The 324-nt window shown below is 74.7% G+C and carries 1 pseudogene; it reads left to right on the forward strand.

Annotated features, from left to right (window positions below):
* Nucleotides 1-324: pseudogene (locus OO48_RS34125) on the forward strand (P-type ATPase actuator domain-containing protein); the annotation flags it as partial.

Raw genomic sequence — 324 nt, forward strand, 5'->3', positions numbered from 1 at the left:
TTCACCGCGGCCGTCGCGGTGCTGATCATCGCCTGCCCGTGCGCCCTCGGCCTGGCCACCCCGACCGCCCTGCTGGTCGGCACCGGACGCGGCGCGCAGCTCGGCATCCTGATCAAGGGCCCCGAGGTGCTGGAGAACACCCGCAGGGTCGACACCGTCGTGCTGGACAAGACCGGCACCGTCACCACCGGCCGGATGGCGCTGCTGGCCGTGCACACCGCCGAGGGCACCACCGAGGACGAGGCACTGCGCCTGGCCGGCGCCCTCGAACACGCCTCCGAACACCCCATCGCCCGGGCCGTGGCCACCGCCGCGCAGGAGCGG

This window comes from Kitasatospora phosalacinea (genome assembly GCF_000716545.1).
In the GTDB taxonomy this organism is placed as follows: domain Bacteria; phylum Actinomycetota; class Actinomycetes; order Streptomycetales; family Streptomycetaceae; genus Kitasatospora; species Kitasatospora phosalacinea.